The sequence below is a fragment of the Rathayibacter sp. AY1F2 genome, assembly GCF_002930885.1.
In the GTDB taxonomy this organism is placed as follows: domain Bacteria; phylum Actinomycetota; class Actinomycetes; order Actinomycetales; family Microbacteriaceae; genus Rathayibacter.
In genome coordinates this window covers 325,391-341,920 of the sequence record NZ_PSVG01000001.1, presented here as the reverse complement: position 1 = coordinate 341,920, position 16,530 = coordinate 325,391, and the positions used below count along the sequence as shown (strand labels likewise).

Below are 16,530 nucleotides of genomic sequence, written 5' to 3'. Positions count from 1 at the left end.
CCTCCTCCCGGGCCCGCGTTGTGGATCCTGCTAGCGTCGCAGCGGAGCGGCCCCGGCGCGTCCGGCTGAGCGGCTCGGACCCACCCCTCGGACGGAAGGCCAGCGCTCCCGTGTTCATCCCGATCGGCAACACCCCCCGCGACTACGCCTGGGGCTCGCTCACCGGCATCTCGGAGGCCCTCGGCACCGCGCCCTCCGGCGCCCCCGAGGCCGAGCTCTGGCTCGGCGCGCACCCGGGCTCGCCCGCGCGCATCCTCGACCCCGCCTCGGTCGGCGCCGGCACGCTCGCCGAGTGGATCGGCGAGCACCCCGAGGCGGCGCTCGCCGGAGTGGAGGGGTCGGTCGATCCGGTCTCGGGCGCTCCCCGTCTGCCGTTCCTGCTCAAGATCCTCGCCGCGGGCGGGCCGCTGTCGCTCCAGGCCCACCCCTCGTCCGAGCGGGCCCGGCGCCGGTTCGTCGAGGAGGAGGAGGCCGGCATCCCCCGCGACGCCGCCGATCGCAACTACAAGGACCCGTTCCACAAGCCCGAGCTGATCTACGCGCTCAGCGAGAGCTTCGACGCGCTCTGCGGCTTCCGCGAGCCGGCGGACGCCCGGGCGCTGCTCGCCGAGCTGGCCCGGCGCGCCCCGGCGGCGGAGGCGGCCGCGATCGCGCGGTTCGCCCGGACGCTCGAGGGCGAGCCCTCGGCGGTCCTCCGCGGCGCCGTGTCGTGGCTGCTCGCCGACGGCGACCGCGCCGAGGTCGCCGCGCTGGTGTCCGCGGTCGTCGCGGCGTCCGCGGGCGACGATCGCCTCGAGACGACCACGGTCCGGGACCTGGCCGAGAGCTACCCGGGCGACCCCGGCATCGTGCTCTCGCTCCTGCTCAACCGCGTCCGCCTCGCCCGCGGCGAGGTGCTCTACCTGCCCGCAGGCAACATCCACGCCTACCTCGCGGGCACGGGCGTGGAGCTGATGGCCGCCTCCGACAACGTGCTGCGCGGGGGCCTCACGCCCAAGCACATCGACGTGCCCGAGCTGGTGAGCGTGCTCGAGTTCTCGCCGCTGCCCGTGCCCTACCTCCCGGCCGAGCAGGCCGGACCGGGCGTGCGCGTCTACCGTCCGGCCGTCCCCGACTTCGTGCTCGCCGTCGTGCAGCCGGCGTCGGAGGAGCCGGCCCGCGTCGCCCTGCACGGACCCGCCATCGCGATCGCGACCGAGGGCTCGTTCTCGCTCGAGGGCGCCGAGGGCTCGGTCCGCGTCGAGCGCGGCGGCAGCGTGTTCGTGACCCCGTCGGAGGGCGCCCTCGCCGTCACCGGACGGGGCACGCTCTTCGTCGCGACGGTCTGACCCCTCCAACGACCCGGCCGCTCAGGCGGCGAAGGTGCGGCGGTAGGCCGCCGGCGTGGTCCGCAGGACGCGCGTGAAGTGGTGGCGCATCACCGCGGCCGTGCCGAAGCCGATTCGCGCGGCGACCGCCTCGAGGGTCAGCTCCGTCTCCTCCAGCAGCACCTGCGCCCGGAGGAGGCGCTGGCGGGTGAGCCAGGCGAGCGGAGTCGTGCCGAGGTCGGCCCGGAAGCGGCGCGCGAAGGTGCGGGGGGCCATCAGGGCGCGACGGGCCAGCGCCTCGATCGAGAGGTCCTCGTCGAGGTGCTCCAGCATCCACTCGGTGACCTCGGCCAGCGAGTCCGCGCGCGCCTCGGGAACGGGGGTCCGCAGGTACTGCGCCTGACCGCCGTGGCGCTGCGGGGGCACGACCATCCGCCGGGCGACGACGCTCGCCGCCGTCGCGCCCAGCTCCTCGCGCACCACGTGCAGCGCCGCGTCGATGCCGGCCGCGGTGCCCGCGCTCGTCACGATGCGCCCCTCCTGCACGTAGATGACCTCCGGGTCCACCGTGACGGAGGGGAAGCGCCGGGCGAGCTCCGCGGCGTGCATCCAGTGGGTGGTCGCGCGCCGGCCGTCGAGCAGGCCCGCCTGCGCCAGGGTGAAGGCCCCGCTGCAGACGCTGAGGATCCACGCGCCGCGCTCGTGAGCGTCGCGGAGGAGGTCGAGGACCCGCTCGTCGGCGGGCCCGCGGCCGTGGGCGGGGACGGCGATCAGGTCCGCGTCCCGGGCCGCGTCGAGACCATCGGCGATCAGCAGGTCGAATCCGAGGCTCGTCCGGACGCGGCCCGGATCGGGAGTGGCGATCCGGAAGTCGAGGGCGGGCCCTCCGTCAGCGCCGCGGTCGATCCCGAACACCTCGCAGACGACCCCGAACTCGAACGGCGCGAGGCCGGGCAGGGCGAGGAGGGCGACGGAGCGGAGCACGGCGGCAGGATATCGCGCCCCGTCGTCATCCGGCCGATCCGCGCCGTCGATCCCCGCCGCTAGGGTGTCTTCCGGCGCGCGGAGTCGCGGGCCCGCACCGAGGAGGATCCACATGGCATGGCTGGTCACCGGGGGAGCCGGATACATCGGGGCGCACGTGGTGCGCGCGTTCTCTGAGCAGGGCATCGACCCCGTCGTCCTCGACGACCTCTCCTCGGGGCACGCGTCGTTCGTGCCCGAGGGCGTCCCGTTCCACCAGGGCTCGATCCTCGACGAGGCCCTGCTCGACCGCGTGCTCGCCGAGCACGACATCGAGGGCGTCGTCCACGTCGCCGGGTTCAAGTACGCCGGAGTCTCGGTGCAGCGCCCCCTGCACACCTACGAGCAGAACGTCACCGGCACCATGCGCGTGCTGGCGGCGATGGAGCGCGCCGGGGTCTCCTCGATCGTCTTCTCCTCGAGCGCTGCCGTCTACGGCGCGGTCGACGTCGAGATCGTCACCGAGGACACCCCCAAGAGCCCGGAGTCGCCCTACGGCGAGTCGAAGCTTATCGGCGAGTGGCTGCTCGCGGACGCGGGGCGGGCGCACGGCGTCCGGCACGCCTCCCTGCGCTACTTCAACGTCGTCGGGTCCGGCTACCCGGACGTCTACGACACCAGCCCCCACAACCTCTTCCCCCTCGTCTTCGAGGCTCTGCTGGACGGCCGCACGCCCCGGATCAACGGCGACGACTACCCGACGCCGGACGGCACCTGCGTCCGCGACTACATCCACGTCGCCGACCTGGCGCTCGCGCACGTCGCCGCGGCGCGCCGCCTGGCCGCCGGCGAGCCGATCGACCCGGTCTACAACCTGGGCAGCGGATCCGGGGCCTCCGTCGGGGAGATCATGCGCGCGATCGCCGACAGCACCGGCATCGCCTTCACGCCCGAGGTCGCCCCGCGGCGGCCGGGCGACCCGCCCCGCATCGTCGCCTCCGGCGCGACAGCGGCCCGCGACCTGGGCTGGGAGATGCGGCACACGGTCGCCGAGATGGTGGAGAGCGCCTGGCGCGCACGGAGCGCCGCGACCGCCTGATCGGATCTCACGTTCGCGACACGCCGGTGTGTCATGAACCCTCCACGGCGGGTTGAGGGTTTATGGTCCGCGACTTGACCTGAGCGAATGACACCGCTGTAATTACCTAGGCAGCGGCTCCGGGAGGAGCGGCCGCCGATCATCGGTTCGCAGGCGGGGTAGGAGACGGCATGACGCTTCCGGAACAGCACTCCGGAGTCCCCGAGGACTGGTTCGTCGATCCGGTCCGTCTGGGCGTGCCCGGGGTCCGACCCGGGATCGACACCGCGACCGAGGCGCCGGGGGGCGCGCTCTCCTGGCAGGTCGACTCGCTGTGCGCGCAGACCGATCCCGAGGCCTTCTTCCCCGAGAAGGGCGGCTCGACCCGCGACGCCAAGAAGATCTGCACCTCGTGCGAGGTCCGGGCGCAGTGCCTCGAGTACGCGCTCGAGAACGACGAGCGCTTCGGCATCTGGGGCGGCCTCTCCGAGCGCGAGCGCCGGAAGCTGCGCCTCCGGGCCTAGTCCCCTCCTCGCCGCGACCCGACCGACGGGGCGGCGAGCCGCAGGCGGGCGGCGCGGCGGCATCGCTTAGGGTTGTCCGCGATGTATCCACGAGTCACCGCCGTCCTCGTCGCGCGCAACGGCGCGGCCTATCTGGAACGAACCCTCGCGGCCCTGCGGGCGCAGACCCGTCAGCCCGACGCGACGGTGTTCGTCGACGGAGGCTCGAAGGACACGACCGACGAGCTCCTCGCGTCCTGGGGTCCGACGCAGCTCGTGCAGGTCGCCGAGCACCTCCCCTTCGGCCAGGCCGTGGCCCGCGCTGTCCGCGTGATGCAGCCGCCGGCCGGAGAGGACGAGTGGCTGTGGCTGCTCGCGCAGGACTCCGCCCCCGAGCCCGGCGCCCTCGCGGCGCTGCTGGGAGCCGTCGAGGTCGCCCCCTCCGTCGCCGTCGCCGGTCCCAAGATCATGGACTGGACGCGCTCCGGCTACATCCGCAGCTACGGCGAGTCGATCACCAAGCACGGCACGACCGTCCACCTCGTCGAGGACGAGCTCGACCAGGGCCAGCACGACTCCACGCCCGACGTCCTGGCCGTCGCCGCCGGCGGCATGCTCGTGCGCCACTCCCTCTGGGAGGAGCTCGGCGGCTTCGACCCCGGCCTGCCGGTCGTCGACGACGCGCTCGACTTCTCGATCCGCACCCGGCTCGCCGGGCACCGGGTCAGCCGCGTGCCGGACGCCCGCGTCACCACCGCCCGCATCGGGCTGCAGCGCCCCGACGGCCGCCGCATCGACAGCGGGGAGCGGCGCCGCGCGCGCCAGCACCGCACCGCGCAGCTGCACCGCCGGCTCGCCTACGCGCCCGTCGCGCTCCTCCTCCTGCACTGGCTCTCGCTCGTCCCCCTGGCTATCGGCCGCGCAGTCGTGCGCCTGCTGCGCAAGCAGCCCGGGCTGGTCGGAGGGGAGCTGCTGGCGGCCCTCGTCGTCGCCTTCGGGGGGACGAAGGTGCTGCGGGCCCGTACCGTTCTCCGCTCGTCGAAGAACGTGGGCTGGAAGGCCGTCGCGCCGCTGCGCATCCCGCTGGACGTGGTGCGGCAGCTGCGCTCGGTGCGCCACGACGCCGTGCGCGTGCAGGCCGGGCGGGACCGCCATCCGCTGCACTTCTTCCAGGGCGGGGGAGTGTGGGTCGTCCTCATCGCCGCGCTCGCCGGCCTGGTGGTCTACACGCCGCTCCTCGCTGCTCCCGCGCTCAGCGGCGGCGGTCTGCTGACGCTCTCGCCGACCGTCGGCGAGCTGTGGCGCAACGCGGCCTACGGCTGGCGCGACCTCGGCTCGGGGTTCATCGGCGCGGCGGACCCGTTCGCCGCCGTCCTCGCCGTGCTCGGCTCGCTGACCTTCTGGTCGCCCAGCTACTCGATGGTGCTGCTCTACCTCGTCGCGCTCCCCGCTGCCGCCCTCGGCGCCTGGCTGATGATCGCCCGGCTCACCCCGCGCGCGACCGCCCGCGCCGCCGGAGCCCTCGTCTACATCCTCGCTCCCGCCTTCTTCGCCGCGCAGGCCGACGGGCGCCCCGCCCCGCTGCTGGTGCACGTGCTGCTGCCCTGGCTCTTCTTCGCCGGGTTCGGCGCGTACCGCTCCTGGTCCGCCTCCGCGAGCGCCTCGATCCTGGCCGCGGCCGTCGTGGCGTGCGCGCCGGTGCTGGCCGTGCCGCTCCTGGTGATCTGGCTCGTCGTCGTCGCCACCTCGGGGCGGCGGATCGGCCGCTTCCTCGGCCTGCCGATCCCCGCGGCCGTCCTGCTCTTCCCGCTGGTGGTCGCCCGCGCACCGCGGGGCGACTGGCTCGGCGTCCTCGCGGATCCGGGCGTCCCGCTGCCCTCCGCGCAGTCGGACCTCGTCGCGCTGCTCGCCGGCTTCCCGGCCGGTCTGCCCGACGGATGGCTCGCGTTCCTCGGCGGTCTGGGGATCGGCGCCTCCGCCGCCCCGCTGGTCACGGCCGTGCTCGTCGTGCCGCTGATCGTCGCGGCGCTGGCCGCCCTCCTCCTCCCGAACAACCTCTCGGCCCTCGGCGGAGTCGGCGTGGCGGCGGCGGGTCTCGTGACCGCCTCGCTCGCCCAGGGCGTGCAGGTCGCGACCACCGGCTCCGAGGCGGTCTCCGTCTGGAGCGGCACCGGTCTCAGCCTCTACTGGCTCGGCCTGGTGATCGGCGCGTCGCTCTCGCTCGCCGCCGTGCGCTCCGTGCGCGTGGTGCCGGCGCTCGTCGTCACGGCCGCGGCGGCAGCACTGGTCGGTCCGCTCGCGGTGGCCTTCCCGACCGGCGCCGGCACGTCGGTGTCGACCACGTCGGACCGCTCGCTCCCCGCCTACGTGGCGGCCGAGGCCCGGAACGACCCGCGGGTGGGCACGATCGTGCTCGTCCCGCAGGCGGACGGCGGCGTCCTCGCCCGGCTGGAGCGCGGAGCGGGCGCGACCCTCGACCAGCAGTCGACCCTCGCGAACACCGGCGCCGAGAGCACGGACGCGATCGACGAGCTGGCGGGCAACCTCGTCTCGCGGACGGGCTACGACGTCCCCTCCGCGCTCGAGAGCCTCGGCGTGCGCTTCGTCGTGCTGACCGAGCCGGCCGGCACCCAGGTCGGCGACGCGGCCGCCGCCGTGCGCGCGCGGGCGGCCGTCTCCCTCGACGGCAACGCGGCGTTCTCGGCCGTCGGCGACACCCGCTACGGGCTCCTCTGGACGGCCGTCGACACCGAGGGGACCCGCACCGAGGCCGCTCCGTCCGGCGTGGTCGGGCCCTTCGGGATCGCCTACACGATCGCCCTCCTCCTCGTCTTCGTCGTCGCCCTCCTGCTGGCGGTGCCCACCGGGCTCTCGCTCGAGCGGGGCCGCTCCAGCGGCGCGGTCGCCGGGATCGACGACGAGCCGGGCGAGGCCACCGGCCAGTTCGACGACGGGAACGACGATGTCTGACCCCGCCGACCAGGAGAAGCAGATGCCCGAGTCCTCCGCCCGCCGCTCCCGCGCGGAGCGCCGCGCCGATCGCGCCGCGGCCTCGACGCCCGATCGCGCACCCTCGGCCGCCCGTCGGCGCCGGACGGCCCTGCGCGGTGCGGTGGGCGCGGCCGGAGTCGTGATCGCCGCGGCCGCCGTGGTCGTGCCCCAGCTCCTCCCGTCCCCCCTGGTCTCGAGCGCCGCGGAGGGCGTCGTCGTGACGCCCGTCGCGGCCGACAGCTCGCTGGTCTGCGGCGGCGATCTGATCGACGCCGGAGAGCCGGAGCAGCTGCGCGCCCTCGACGGCGCGGCGACCGCGGTCCGGCCCGAGGGCTCCACCTCGGACCCCACGGTCCTCGACGAGGACGACGTCGCCGCACCGGGCACCGGCATCACCGGTCTGAGCGTGCCCGCGGGCTCCGACCCCGCTCCCGGTGGAGCCACCGTCCAGGCCATCGGCACGGACACCCTCTCCGGACTGTCCGCCCGCGCCTGCGCCGAGCCCTCGGCCGACAGCTGGCTCGTGGCCGGCTCGACCGACGTCGGGCGCACCTCCGTGCTGATCCTGGCGAACCCGAGCGAGGTCGCCTCCACCGTCGACCTCACGCTCTTCTCCGAGACCGGCACCGTCCAGGCCACCGGCGCCACGGGCATCGTCGTTCCGGCCGGAGCGGTCCGCGCGCTCCCGCTCGCGGGGCTCGCCCCCGGGGTCGTCCAGCCCGTCGTGCACGTGACCGCCCGTGGCGGCGAGGTCGCCGCGAGCATGCAGAGCAGCGCCATCTCCGGCCTCATCCCGGAGGGTGTCGAGACCACCGGCCCCTCCGCCGGCCCGGACACACTCGCCGTGATCGCCGGCTTCACCGTCACGTCGCCTCCGGCCGAGACCGCGAGCGACGACGGCAGCGGCGGCGCGGGCAGCCCCGTGCTGCGCATCCTCACCCCCGGCGACGCCGACAGCACGGTCTCGGTCGAGGTCACCAACGAGGACCCGAGCGGGTCGGGCGCCTCCACCCAGGTCGTCGTCCCCGCCGGCCTCGTCGGCGAGGTCCCGCTCACGGGCCTGGCGGACGGCTCCTACCGCATCGTCCTGCGGGCCGATCAGCCGATCGTCGCGGCGGGGCGGACGACCTCGACCGGCTCGGCCGGCACGGACTTCGCCTGGTTCGCCTCCGGCACCGCGACCACGACGCCCTTCGGCGTCGCCGGCACGGGCGAGGGCGACGCGCGACTGCACCTGGTCAACGGCAGCGACTCGACCGCCTCGGTCGAGATCGAGGCCCCGGGCGGCACCCGCACGCTCGAGCTCGGCCCGTTCGCGGCTCTCGCGACCCCGCTGGACGGCGACGGCGCGGTCGTCAGCAGCACCCAGCCGGTGCAGGCCTCGGTCTCGATCGCGCGCGACGGGCGGATCGCCTCGTACACGATCGTCCCGCCGGGACCGCTCTCCTCGCCGATCACGGTCTACTCGCACTGAGACGCGGGGCGGCGGCGCCTCGGCGGTGCAGGCGCCTCAGAGCTGCCGGCGCATCAGGGGTGCCGGTAGCGGTCCGGGGAGATGTCCCACGGGTCGCGGCCGAGCAGCTCCGCGACGGCGCGGAACACGTAGCTCTCGATCAGCATGCGCTGGTGCCACTCGTCGCGGCGGTGCAGCTTCGCCAGGCGCTCGATCGGCACGCGGTAGAGCGTGATGCGGCGCGCGGCGTGGTCGACGCGCCACCGCGCGATGCCCGTGCCCTGCAGCCGGTCGGGGTCGACGTCGGGAGTCGCCGCGACGTCGACGCGGATGCCGGCGAGCTCCTCCGGCCAGGTGCCGCGGAGGTAGTCGAAGGCCGAGCCGATCGTCGCCTCGAAGAAGTCGGAGCGGGTCTGCAGCAGGGGGAGGTGCGGACCGGTGATCGGCCCTCGTGCGCCGCGGCCGTGCCGGTCGCGGGAGCCTCCGCGCGACCCGCTCGTCGGGCGAGCGGCGGAACGACGAGCACGGGGCATGGCTCCAGCCTATTGCTACTGTGGGCGGCGATGACCGGACGGCACTGCTCGCGGACGGGCTGCCGCGCGCAGGCCGTCGTCACGCTGACCTACGACTACCGCGACTCGCTGGTGGCGGTCGGGCCGCTGAGTCCTGCGCCGGATCCGCACGGCTACGACCTCTGCGCCGAGCACGACCGGCGGCTCCTCGTCCCGCGCGGCTGGGAGACCGTCCGCTACGGCGCGGGGCCCGCCTAGGCCGCTGCCGCGCGCGTCAGGGCCGCTCGGGGAAGCCGCGCGGCGTGCTCGAGAGCACGGGGGCCAGCCGCTCGAGGCGCTGGTCGGACAGGAGCAGGGCGCGCTCCTCCCGCGCCCGGCGGAGTGCGGCCACGGCGAGGAGGAAGTCCTCCGCGGGCGCGGCGGGCAGCGGGGAGACGTGGACCGCGGTCTCGTCGGCCAGCGCGGCGGCGAGCTGCGAGCGCGACGGCTCCGTCATGCCGTGGCGCTGGCGGAGGAACTGCGCCAGTCGGCGCGCCAGGGCGTCGGGGAGGCGCGCGGTGTCCGCCGTGACGGCCCAGCCCCGCAGCGGCTCCGGGATCTCGACGACCAGCGGCTCCGCGCAGGGAACCCGCTCGAGCTGGCTGTGCGTGCCCGCGAGGACGTCGCCGAGACGGCGCGATCGGCGCGAGAGGAGGCCGACGACCGCGGCGAGCCCGCCGAAGGTCATCAGGATCTCGAGGACGCCGGTGAGGCCGCGCACGAGGGCGTGCCGGAAGCCGATGGAACCGCCGTCGTCGCGGACGACGCGAGCGCCGACGGTGAGCTTCCCGAGCGAGCGGCCGCGACTGGCCGTCTCGACGGTGACCGGCACGATCACCACGGCGATGACGAGGGCCGCGATCGCCACGGCGGCCGAGGCGGCGGGGTCCAGGCCGCCGTCCCCGGAGAGGGAGGAGACCAGCAGGAACAGGCCCAGCGCGAGCAGGAGCTCCGCGATCAGGTCGATGATCGCGCCGACCGCGCGGAGCACGAACGAGGTGACGGGCACCTCGAGCGCGATCGCCTCGCCGGTGACCAGGTCGGCGTCGTCGAACTCGGTGCGCTGCTCCTCCACGGTGCTCCTCCCGGATGCTCGGCCTCGGCGGCGTGCCTGGCTATCCTGTCAGGAGATGGACATCGACGCTCTCTCGGCCGCCCGCACTGCGCAGTGGACCCGCCTCGACGAGCTCTCGCGCAGGCGCCGCCTGACCGGAGCCGAGGCGGACGAGCTGATCGAGCGCTACCAGGCGGCATCCGCGGACCTCGCCACGATCTCCTCCACCGCCGGATCGACGGCCGTCGGCACTCGGCTCGCCGTCTCGCTCTCGCGGGCTCGGGGACGCCTGACCGGCACGCGAGACGAGCCGCTCGCCGCGGTCTCCCGCTTCGTCGTCCTCTCGCTCCCGGCCGCTCTGCACCGGCTGCGCTGGCTGACGCTCGCCGTCGCCCTCGCGACCGCGGTGGTGGCGACGCTCTACGCGCTCTGGATCCTCGGCGACCCGCGCCTGCTCGCCGCGCTGGGCGACGACGAGGAGCTGCGGCGCTTCGCCCGGGGCGACTTCATCGACTACTACTCCGAGAACCCCGCCGCCTCGTTCGCCGGGCAGGTCTGGACGAACAACGCCTGGATCGCGGCGCAGTGCGTGGCCTTCGGGATCGTCGGCGTCTACGTGCCGTACATCCTGCTGCAGAACGCGCAGAACCTCGGCACGTCGATCGCGGTGATGTTCCATGTGGGGGAGGGCGACACGTTCTTCCTCTACATCGCGCCGCACGGACAGCTCGAGCTGACGGCCGTGTTCGTCGCCGCGGCCGCGGGCCTGCGGATCTTCTGGGCCTGGATCGCTCCCGGCGCGCGCACCCGCGGCCAGGCGCTCGCCGAGGACGCGCGGAGCCTGTTCACGGTGGCGATCGGCCTGGTCTTCGTGCTGCTCGTCTCGGGCGTGATCGAGGGGTTCGTCACTCCGGCGCCCTGGCCCTGGTGGCTCAAGATCGGGATCGGTGCGCTCGCCCTCGGCGCGTTCCTCTTCTACATGATCGTCGTCGGCGGGCGCGCGGTGCGGGCGGGGGAGACGGGCGACCTCGACCGGTTCGAGGCGGGGTCGCGGAGCATCGCGGCCGGCTGAGCCGAGCCGGACGAGCACGGCCGTCGGAGCGGGGCCGTCGATCAGCGCTCCCGGGACAGACGACGGCCCCTCTCGCAGGTCAGAGCCGTCCGGCCGCCTTGAGCGCGAGGTAGCGGTCCGCGAGCGCCGGCGGGAGCGCGGAGGGGCTGCCGAGCACGACGTCCCCGCCGAGACGGCGGACGGCGGCCGAGAGCCGGTCGACGTCCGCGAGCGAGCGCTCCGCGGCGGCGGCGGAGTAGACCGCGGCCCGGTCGCTCCGGTCCTCCGCCATCCGCTGCAGCTCGGGGTCGAGCGCGCAGGCGACCACGACCGTGTGCACGCGGGTGAGCTGCGGGAGCACCGCGAGGAGCCCCTCCGCCGAGCCGACCGAGTCGAGCGCGGTGAGGAGCACCACCAGCGAGCGCTGGGAGGCCAGGGTGCGCACCTGCGCGGGCACCGCCGCCCAGTCGGTCTCGATGAGCTGGGGCTGCACGGGGGCGAGGGCGTCCACGACGCGGGTCAGCACCTCCGTGCCGGTGGCGCCGTGCACGCGGGCTCGCCGGGTGCGGTCGAACGCGAGCACGTCGACCCGGTCGCCGGCCGAGGCCGCGAGGGCCGCCAGGAGGAGCGACGCCTCGATCGCCGTGTCCAGGCGCGGCTCGTCCTCGATCCGTGCGGCGGACGTGCGGCCCGTGTCGAGCACGACGATCACGCGCCGGTCGCGCTCCGGGCGCCAGGTGCGGACGACCGGCTCCCGGCGCCGCGCGGTCGCCCGCCAGTCGAGCGAGCGGACGTCGTCGCCGCGGACGTACTCGCGCAGGCTGTCGAACTCGGTCCCCTGGCCGCGGATCATCACGCTGGTCCGCCCCTCCAGCTCGCGCAGTCGCGCCAGGCGCGAGGGCAGGTGGCGGCGGGAGCGGAAGGCGGGCAGCACCCGCACGACGGCCGGCGCGGCCCGCGTCGCCTGGCGGCCGGCCATCCCGAGCGGCCCGCGGGAGCGGATGGTGACGTGGAGTGCCCGGCGCTCGCCGCGGCGCAGCGGCTCCAGGACCGTGGTCACCGCGCGGCGCTCGCCCGGCGGCAGACTCAGGGGCGACCGGGTCTCGAGGGCGCCGGCCGAGGGCTCCCAGGCGTCGCGGAGGACCCCCGTGATCCTCCTGCGGCCGGTGCTCGTGACCAGGAGGGTCGCCTCGGCCCGCTCGCCGAGCCGCACCCGGTCCGGCACCCGCCGCTCGAGCACCACGGCCCGGGGCGAGCCCGCGACCGCGACGTCGATCCCGACGAGGACCGCCCAGGCCAGGAGCCAGAGGCCGAGCACGGCGAAGGCGACCTCGGGGCGGCCGCCCAGGAGGACGACCGGCACCAGGCCGACGAGGAGGACGAGGACGCTGCGTCCGGTGAGGTGCACGGCTCAGACCGGGACGCGGACCTGCTGCAGGATCCCGCCCAGGACGGCCTCGGTGCGGACGCCCTCGAGCTCCGCCTCCGGCTCCAGCTGGATGCGGTGGCGCAGCACGGGCAGGACCATCGCCTGCACGTGGTCGGGGGTGATCGAGCCGTAGCCGTTGAGCCAGGCCCAGGCGCGGGACGCCGCGAGCAGGGCGGTCGAGCCGCGGGGGCTGGTGCCGAGCTTGACGCTCGGGCTCTCGCGGGTGGCGCGGGCGAGGTCGACGATGTAGCCGAGGACGTCGGGACCGGCTCCGACTCGCCGGGCCGAGGCCTGGGCGGCGCGCAGACGGGCGGCGTCGAGCACGGGTCGCACGCCCGCGGCGTCGAGGTCGCGCGGGTCGAAGCCCGCGGCGTGGCGCGAGAGCACCTCCACCTCGACGTCGCGCGGCGGGATGTCGAGCACGAGCTTGAGCAGGAACCGGTCCAGCTGGGCCTCCGGGAGCACGTAGGTCCCCTCGTACTCGACCGGGTTCTGGGTGGCGGCGACGAGGAACGGGTCCGGCAGAGGCAGGGTGCGCCCGTCGACGCTGACCTGGCGCTCCTCCATCGCCTCGAGGAGCGCGGCCTGGGTCTTCGGCGGCGTGCGGTTGATCTCGTCCGCCAGCAGGAGGTTCGTGAAGACCGGGCCCTCGCGGAAGGCGAAGCCGGAGTTGGAGGCGTCGTAGACGAGGGAGCCGGTGATGTCGCCGGGCATCAGGTCCGGCGTGAACTGCACCCGGCGGGTGTCGAGGCCGAGCGAGACGGACAGGGCGCGCACGAGCAGCGTCTTCGCGACTCCGGGGACGCCCTCGAGCAGGACGTGGCCGCCCGCGAGGAGGGCGATCAGGAGCCCGGAGACGGCGCCGTCCTGGCCGACGACCGCGCGGCCGACCTCGGAGCGGACCCGGTCGAGCTCGGCGCGCAGGTCGTCGTCGGAGACCGGCGCTCCGTCGCGGGCGGAGGGGGTGGTGTCGCTCATCGGGAGGGGCCTTCCGGTCGTCGGGCGGTCGTCGGGGAGAGGGCGGCGCGGAGCGCGCTCTCGAAGCGGAGGAGCTCGTCGGAGGCGGCGACGAGGGCGGCGTCGTCGCCCGGCAGGTCGTCGACGAGCAGACGGCGCAGCGCGGCCTGATCGCGGCCGAGGCGCTCGGCGGCGACGGCGACGATCTCGTCGACCCCGGTCGCCGGAGCGAGTCCCAGGAGCGCGGCCGTCCGCCGGAGGGTGCCGATGCGCAGTGCGTCGAGGGCGCGGGGCCGGAGGGCTCCGCGCGCGTAGAGCCGCGCGCGGCCGCGGGCCGTCTCGCTCGCATGCACGACGACCGGCAGCGGCTCGACCGCGAGCGGGCCGAGCCGGCGGCCGCGCCAGACGGCGGAGGCGACGAACACGGCCACCAGCAGCAGGAGAGCCGGAGTCACCCAGCCGGGGGCGAGATCGGCGGGTGCAGGGGTGGTGCTCGCCGAGTCGGCGGCTCCGGCGCGGTACCAGACCAGCCGGTCCTCACCGCCGAGCAGTCCGAGTGCGAGAGCGGCGCGGCCGTCCTGGCCGATGGTGCCGTTGCGGAGGAGGTCGGCGTCGCCGATCGCGGTGACGTCGGCGCCCTGCGGGAACCCGGTGCTCACGAGCAGGAAGCCGTCGTCGCCTGAGGGGAAGCAGCCGACCGCGTCGCCGTCGTCGAGGATCCGGTACGTGCTCCCTCCCGCGGGGAGCGTCCCGGCGCGCTCGGCCGCCGGGAGCGGGCACTCGGCGCGGAAGGGGCCGTCGCCGGCCGGGGAGCCGGCGAAGCGGACGTCCGGCAGCAGGGCGTCGAGCGCGGCTCCTCCCGGGGTCACCAGGACGAGCGAGGCCGAGGCGCGGGCGAGCCGGCGGTACTGGGCCTCGTCGAGGGCCACGTCCGGGTCGTCGACGAGCAGTGTCGCGTCGGGGGAGGAGGCGGCGAGAGCGGAGTCCAGGTCGTCGGCGCGGACGACCTCGACGCCCTGATCGCGCAGCACCTGGGCGAGCGCGCGGGCGCCGTCCGGGGTCGCGCTGTCGACGTCGAGGTCCGGGGCGGCCACCCGGGTCCCGGTCGCGACGGTGAGCAGCAGAGTGCCGACCGCGACGATCACGAGCAGGAGCACCCAGACCCGTCCGCGGCGCAGCAGCGCGCCGAGGGTCGGGCTGGAGACCGTGTCGGCGCTCACCGGGGCGCCGCCAGGGCGTCCAGGACCGGCGAGGCCGCGGCGAGCTCGCGGTCCAGAGCCGCGACCCGCTCGTACTCGGCCGGGCCGCAGGGCTGCCCGAGGTAGCGCACGCGGTCGAAGTCGTCGGCCGTGCGGCGCAGCGCGGCGGCGGAGGAGGGGAAGGCCGCAGAGGCGCGCGACGCCAGGCCGAGCGCGGTCGTGCCGGGCGAGACCCGCAGGACGGTCCGCTCGTCGAGGGAGCGCACCAGGGCGCGGAAGCGCTCGACGAGCGCCTCGTCCCAGTCCCCGCGGGCGGCCGCGGCCTCGGCGAGCGAGCGGAGGGTCGCGGCCGAGCGGGTGTCGTCGTCGGCGAGCACCGCTCCCGTGACGGTGCTGCGGCGACCGGCGCGGGGCCGTCCCGCGATGACGAGCGCGGCGACCACGAGCGCCACCAGCACCAGCACGCCGATCACGGCGGCGATCGGCACCGGCGGGCCGTCGCCCTGCAGCGTGAGGGAGGCGAACCAGTCGCGCACCGCCTGCACCACCCGGTCGAAGAGGGTCGGCTCGGCCGCCCGGTAGCGCGGGTCGGCGAGCTCCTCGAGGAGGAGTCGGCGCGCCTGCTCCGCGTCGGGCTCGAGAGGGGCCGCGGCGAGGATCACGGGCGCTCCGGCACGGGGAAGGGATCGGGGGAGGGGCGGCCCGCCGCGCGCTCCTCGACGTGGCGCATCAGCACCAGGTCGAAGCCCTCGCGGCGCATCCGTCGGTCGAGGTAGACCAGGCCCGTCACGGCCGACTGGAGCACGGTGCCGACGGCGCCGATCACGAAGCCCACGGCGACGGAGGCGATCGTCACCACGAGCGAGGTGACGAGCTGCGCGTCCGGGTCGGTCGGGGCGATCAGGGCGCCGGCGATCGGGATGAGCAGGCTGAACGGCGTGGCCACGATCTGGCCGGCGACCTGGATGATCACGGTCATCAGCGCGAGCGCGCCGAAGGTGCGCCAGAAGCCGCCCGCCACCAGCCGCCAGGAGCGCGCCACCGCACGGCGCAGCGGCAGCCGCTCGACGACGATCAGGCTCGGAACCAGGGCGAGCTTCGTCGACAGCCAGACCCCCAGCGCGAGGGCGACCAGGCCGGAGCCGACGAGCACCAGGATCCCGCCGACGATCGCGCTCGACGTCCCGTCCATCGCTCCGATGACGAACAGCGGCACGGCGAGCGCCACGGCGAGGAGCACCAGGAGGAGGTAGCCGACGCCCTGCAGGACCGTCCAGCCGATCAGCGCCCAGAAGCGGCCCCGCAGCCGGGCGAGCAGCTGTCGGAAGGTCGCCCGCTCGCCGAGGACGCCGCGGGTGACCTCGAGCACGACCACGCCCTGCACGAGAGCGCCGCTGGCGAGCGAGACGGCGAGGGGGATGAGGGCGGCCAGGACCACGACCGCGAGGGAGCCCGCGCCGACGGCGTCGCGGTCGGCGGACTCCGCCTGTGCGATGCGCCCGACGGCGAGCACCGCGATCAGGCCGTAGACCGCCAGGGCGAGCACCGACCCGAGGCCCTGCACCAGCAGGGCGACGCCCAGGGTCGTGCGGGGGCTGCGGCGGAGGACCTGGAACGGGGCGCCGAGCAGGGTGCCGAAGCCGAGCGGGCGCAGCGGCACGAGACCGGGCTTGGGCGGGGGAGTCCAGCCGGGCGCGGGGCGACCGGGCGACCAGGAGCCCCCGGCGGGACCGGGTGGTACGGGACCTGCGCTCGGCGGCGCGGGCGACCAGGCCGGGGGGACGGGAGCGGGCAGCGGCCTGCGCCGGTCGCCGTCCTGCGCCGGGACGGCCGCGTCGTCCGGACGCCCTGCGGGCGGGGGCCACTGAGCTGCGTCGGTCATCCCCTCCATGCTGTCACAGGCGTGCGGGCGGGGTCCTCCCCCGAGCGGACCCCCTTCGCCCGCAGAGCCCGCTCCCCGCCGGCGGGGAGGTGCGTCGGTTAGCCTGAGTCGG

15 protein-coding genes are annotated in these 16,530 nt (G+C 75.6%); 7 read left to right on the top strand and 8 right to left on the bottom strand.

Annotated features, from left to right (window positions below; translation table 11 throughout):
* Positions 1-110: 110 nt before the first annotated feature.
* The gene (gene manA / locus C5C54_RS01510; RefSeq protein ID WP_104287644.1) at positions 111-1,328 is read left to right on the top strand and encodes a mannose-6-phosphate isomerase, class I; all 1,218 of its coding nucleotides are present in this window, start codon (positions 111-113) and stop codon (positions 1,326-1,328) included.
* A gap of 21 nt (positions 1,329-1,349) precedes the next feature.
* Here the strand turns inward: manA and C5C54_RS01505 are convergent, their stop codons facing one another.
* The gene (locus C5C54_RS01505) at positions 1,350-2,291 is read right to left on the bottom strand and encodes a GlxA family transcriptional regulator (protein ID WP_104287643.1); all 942 of its coding nucleotides are present in this window, start codon (positions 2,289-2,291) and stop codon (positions 1,350-1,352) included.
* 112 nt (positions 2,292-2,403) lie between these two features.
* Between C5C54_RS01505 and galE the strand changes: the two genes are divergently transcribed.
* The 4 genes from galE (at position 2,404) to C5C54_RS01485 (ending at position 8,316) form a co-directional block, all read left to right on the top strand.
* On the top strand, positions 2,404-3,369 hold the full coding sequence (gene galE, locus C5C54_RS01500; protein WP_104232806.1) for a UDP-glucose 4-epimerase GalE: 966 nt from the start codon (positions 2,404-2,406) through the stop codon (positions 3,367-3,369).
* Positions 3,370-3,539: 170 nt separating this feature from the next.
* Positions 3,540-3,872, top strand: coding sequence for a WhiB family transcriptional regulator (locus C5C54_RS01495; protein WP_104287642.1), 333 nt, complete (start codon positions 3,540-3,542; stop codon positions 3,870-3,872).
* A gap of 81 nt (positions 3,873-3,953) precedes the next feature.
* Positions 3,954-6,821 carry a glycosyltransferase family 2 protein gene (locus C5C54_RS01490; protein ID WP_104287641.1) on the top strand — a complete coding sequence of 956 codons (2,868 nt, stop codon included), beginning with the start codon at positions 3,954-3,956 and terminating at the stop codon, positions 6,819-6,821.
* Positions 6,814-8,316, top strand: a complete 1,503-nt coding sequence (locus tag C5C54_RS01485; protein WP_146078767.1) for a DUF5719 family protein — start codon at positions 6,814-6,816, stop codon at positions 8,314-8,316. The genes C5C54_RS01490 and C5C54_RS01485 overlap by 8 nt, the downstream gene beginning before the upstream one ends.
* Positions 8,317-8,369: 53 nt before the next feature.
* Here the strand turns inward: C5C54_RS01485 and C5C54_RS01480 are convergent, their stop codons facing one another.
* Entirely contained in the window at positions 8,370-8,828 is a 459-nt protein-coding gene (locus tag C5C54_RS01480; protein ID WP_104224142.1) for a metallopeptidase family protein, read from the bottom strand.
* A gap of 30 nt (positions 8,829-8,858) precedes the next feature.
* On the opposite strand from C5C54_RS01480, the gene C5C54_RS01475 reads away from it, so the two are divergent.
* On the top strand, positions 8,859-9,065 hold the full coding sequence (locus C5C54_RS01475; RefSeq protein ID WP_104224141.1) for a DUF3499 family protein: 207 nt from the start codon (positions 8,859-8,861) through the stop codon (positions 9,063-9,065).
* Between the two features lie 16 nt (positions 9,066-9,081).
* Here the strand turns inward: C5C54_RS01475 and C5C54_RS01470 are convergent, their stop codons facing one another.
* Positions 9,082-9,921, bottom strand: a complete 840-nt coding sequence (locus tag C5C54_RS01470; RefSeq protein WP_104287639.1) for an RDD family protein — start codon at positions 9,919-9,921, stop codon at positions 9,082-9,084.
* A 55-nt stretch (positions 9,922-9,976) separates the two neighbouring features.
* Here C5C54_RS01470 and C5C54_RS01465 point away from each other — a divergent pair, with 55 nt between their 5' ends.
* On the top strand, positions 9,977-10,972 hold the full coding sequence (locus C5C54_RS01465; RefSeq protein ID WP_104224139.1) for a stage II sporulation protein M: 996 nt from the start codon (positions 9,977-9,979) through the stop codon (positions 10,970-10,972).
* Between the two features lie 79 nt (positions 10,973-11,051).
* Here C5C54_RS01465 and C5C54_RS01460 read toward each other — a convergent pair whose 3' ends face one another.
* Genes C5C54_RS01460 through C5C54_RS01440 form a run of 5 tightly spaced genes read right to left on the bottom strand, consistent with a single transcriptional unit; the run spans position 11,052 to position 16,418 of the window.
* Positions 11,052-12,359: a DUF58 domain-containing protein gene (locus C5C54_RS01460; protein WP_104287638.1), complete on the bottom strand. Its 1,308-nt coding sequence runs from the start codon at positions 12,357-12,359 to the stop codon at positions 11,052-11,054.
* A gap of 3 nt (positions 12,360-12,362) precedes the next feature.
* Positions 12,363-13,358 carry a MoxR family ATPase gene (locus C5C54_RS01455; RefSeq protein ID WP_104287637.1) on the bottom strand — a complete coding sequence of 332 codons (996 nt, stop codon included), beginning with the start codon at positions 13,356-13,358 and terminating at the stop codon, positions 12,363-12,365.
* On the bottom strand, positions 13,355-14,557 hold the full coding sequence (locus C5C54_RS01450) for a DUF4350 domain-containing protein (RefSeq protein ID WP_104225485.1): 1,203 nt from the start codon (positions 14,555-14,557) through the stop codon (positions 13,355-13,357). Before C5C54_RS01450 ends, C5C54_RS01455 begins: the two co-directional genes overlap by 4 nt.
* The gene (locus C5C54_RS01445; RefSeq protein WP_104255252.1) at positions 14,554-15,198 is read right to left on the bottom strand and encodes a DUF4129 domain-containing protein; all 645 of its coding nucleotides are present in this window, start codon (positions 15,196-15,198) and stop codon (positions 14,554-14,556) included. Before C5C54_RS01445 ends, C5C54_RS01450 begins: the two co-directional genes overlap by 4 nt.
* Positions 15,195-16,418: a hypothetical protein gene (locus C5C54_RS01440; protein ID WP_146078766.1), complete on the bottom strand. Its 1,224-nt coding sequence runs from the start codon at positions 16,416-16,418 to the stop codon at positions 15,195-15,197. The genes C5C54_RS01445 and C5C54_RS01440 overlap by 4 nt, the downstream gene beginning before the upstream one ends.
* Between the last annotated feature and the right edge of the window lie 112 nt (positions 16,419-16,530).